At 33.0% G+C, this 3,085-nt stretch carries 3 protein-coding genes; 2 read left to right on the top strand and 1 reads right to left on the bottom strand.

Going from position 1 to position 3,085, the window contains the following annotated elements; genetic code table 11:
- On the top strand, positions 1-625 hold a 625-nt coding region (locus AC3DU7_RS29785; RefSeq protein WP_488042856.1), incomplete at its 5' end, for a GNAT family N-acetyltransferase.
- Positions 626-1,033: 408 nt separating this feature from the next.
- Entirely contained in the window at positions 1,034-1,702 is a 669-nt protein-coding gene (locus AC3DU7_RS29780) for an ester cyclase (RefSeq protein ID WP_488042855.1), read from the top strand.
- Between the two features lie 356 nt (positions 1,703-2,058).
- Here AC3DU7_RS29780 and AC3DU7_RS29775 read toward each other — a convergent pair whose 3' ends face one another.
- The gene (locus AC3DU7_RS29775; RefSeq protein ID WP_488042854.1) at positions 2,059-2,721 is read right to left on the bottom strand and encodes a sugar transferase; all 663 of its coding nucleotides are present in this window, start codon (positions 2,719-2,721) and stop codon (positions 2,059-2,061) included.
- Positions 2,722-3,085 lie beyond the last annotated feature (364 nt).

The raw sequence follows: 3,085 nt of genomic DNA, 5'->3' as shown, positions 1-3,085 counted from the left end.
CCTGTTCCCTAAAAGTTTCCAATATCTCAAAACTCAAATCATATTGCTGAAAATAATGAAGATTTTTCTAGAAACAGAAAGATTAGTTTTACGACAGTTTACTGAAGCCGATACAGAATTATTATTTGAGTTAGATAGCGATCCAGAAGTAACTCGATATACAAAGTTAGGCGATCGCTCAGGAACACCTACAAGCTACGATGAGATTAAAAATGGATTTTTGCCTAAAGTTTTCAGGTATTACCAACAATATCAGAGTTATGGTTTTTGGGCAGCTATTGAAAAATTAAGTAATAAATTTGTTGGTTGGTTTCATTTTCGACCAGGTTTAGATAGTTATATGGGAGCAGCGTTGTATCAAGAGAATGATATTGAACTTGGCTATCGGTTACAAAGAAAAGTTTGGGGAAAAGGATATGCAACTGAAGGTTCAAAAGCTTTAATTAGGAAAGGTTTTTTAGAGTGGGAAATACAGCAAGTAGCATCAAGTGCATTGTTAGCAAATAAAGCATCTATTCGAGTAATGGAAAAAGTAGGATTAAAATTTGATAAAAATTTTATTTATTCAGAATCTAAGCAACAAGGTGTTAAATATAGTTTGAGTAAAGATGATTTTTGTGCTTAGGGAATAGGAAATAGTTGCATGAAACTTCCGTAAAGATTAGTTAGTTCTTATGTTGTTCAGGAGTAAGTAGTGAAAGGGGTATTTATAATTCATATCTTAAATTACGGTTTGCCCAAATATCTTAATTATTATATTGATTAACCAACCCCAATTTTTTTTATTCTCGTTGACAACTGATAACTGATAACTGAAATTACTCGTAATCAAAAAAAGTTAAATCATTATGTAATAAGTTATGTTCGCAAAAAATAATCTAGTAAATTAATCAAAGTTTGAATTCACTCAGATAGTTGAGAACAAATATAGCATTTTTCTGGCAGATAAAGTAAGAGATTATACTTTTTTTTATCCTGTTGTATGTTCTCTAAAATTAAAGATTTTGTACTTCATCCTAGAAATAAAAATTATATGAGTAATACTAATTCTAAAAATATACCCCTGTGGGTACAAGACCGAGAAAAAGTAATTTCCAATGATATAGGTGTGGAATGGCGAGGCGGAAAACGACCAGATTATTCTCACAATGATCGAGTTTTTCAACAAGAGAGTAAATATAATCATCCAGAAGGGTCTTTAGAAGCGATCGCTCATAACCTAGTTAGAACTTTTGAGATGGAAGCATCTAATAAAACTAATCCTGAGCAGTGGTTATCTGTTGTTGCCGAGCAATTTCGCATGAGTAGTAATGGAGGAAAAGAATATACTGCTCAAGAAACAGCACAACAGGGAACATATAATCTTTTTATTAGTAAAAACAAACATTATGACCCTGACGAAGAAACCTTTGAATCATCCTTTGAAACTTTTCATACAGCTTTTCCCAATGGGTTTCTCTGGGAAGTAATAGAAGTGCTTTCTGGACCGCCAAATGTTACTTTTAAATGGAGACATTGGGGAACTTTTCAAGGTAATTTTAAAGACTATCAACCTACTGGCGAAACAATAGAAATTATTGGTATGAGTATTGCTAGAGTAACTGAAGATTTAAAAATTGTGTCTGTAGAGCATTATTTTGATAATAGTAAATTTATCAAAAATTTAACGGCTAGTAGTTGCCCATTTCACGATCAAAAATAGGAGGCTTATTTAACTATACTTAAGGCTAGAATTCAACAAAAAAATAAAGTAGTGGTCTGTCAAAATTTAATTATTGACCGTAGGAGTATCTTTCTCCACATCTTGTTAAATAAACCGACGTTTATTTAGACAATTAGCGGAAGCTTTGTGCTAGCAAAGATAGTAGTTAGGGACTAATCAAATTAATTTACTGCATAACAAAATGTTGATGCACCCTTGATATTACTTTCAATCCTGAATGCTGCGCAAACCTTCCACTTCATTACGGTCACTTTGAACATAACTTGTAAATTTTTCCACCTACTGACTTAATTTCTGAGAAACGCGACATTGAACTCCGAACAAATAAAGTAAAACTAACACGCACCTGACTTATTAAATACCACCCAAATTGTTTTCCATATTAACTTGAGATCGTATGCTATAGACCATTTTTGCTGATAGTCAATATCCATACGCACGATGTCTTCAAAGTCTTTCACACTAGAGCGACCATTAACCTGCCATTCTCCAGTTATACCAGGCTTGACATTCAGTCTGCGCCAGTGATGAGCTTCATAATTATTGACTTCATCAACAGTAGGGGGGCGAGTGCCCACTAAACTCATATCTCCCTTGAGAACATTCCAGAATTGAGGTAGCTCATCTAAGCTAGTTCGACGCAGAAATCGACCTATACGAGTTATTCTAGGATCTTTCTCATTTTTAAAGATGTTACCTTTTGCTTCATTTTCGACTAGGTGCTTCAGTTTTTCTGCATCAACAACCATTGAACGAAACTTCACGATCCAAAAAGTTTGACCCTTAAAACCACAGCGAACCTGACTGAAAAACAAGGGGCCAGGACCATCAAATTGCATGAACATAAGTACAGGAATTGCAAGTACTCCTGCGATCGCTAACCCAACTAGTGCTCCTAAAATATCAATCAGGCGCTTGATTGGACTATTGACAGAGGGATGAGCTACTTGTTTGTATAAGTTAGCTGAGTATTTGTGTTCTAGAACTAGAGAATTCATATTTGAGGAGATTGATAAGTTAGAGGTATTCATAAGATTTGCACTCTGACATCATGTTTTAATCTATGGAAAACTTTTATACCTTTATTCTAGATTAGCTAAGTTCAGAGCGGTAGATTTATATAGTCAACTTTACTGAATCTTCACAAACTTTAGACGTTTTTTTAAAGTTTTTGTGTGATTTAGCTAATTCCTAATTAATTTTGAGGAAATAAAAAAAATATTATGTATAATAATAAGTTTGATTTTTATTTATTCTTGTGTCTGTAGAGATAATGTAATCCAAATCACAAAATAAAAGTGTAATTTAATACAAGTACTTATAATTAAAAATCCTGAGATATTTTTTTAACAATAAACAACA

It is taken from the genome of Okeania sp. (genome assembly GCF_983059655.1).
This window is presented reverse-complemented; position numbering and strand designations above follow the sequence as displayed.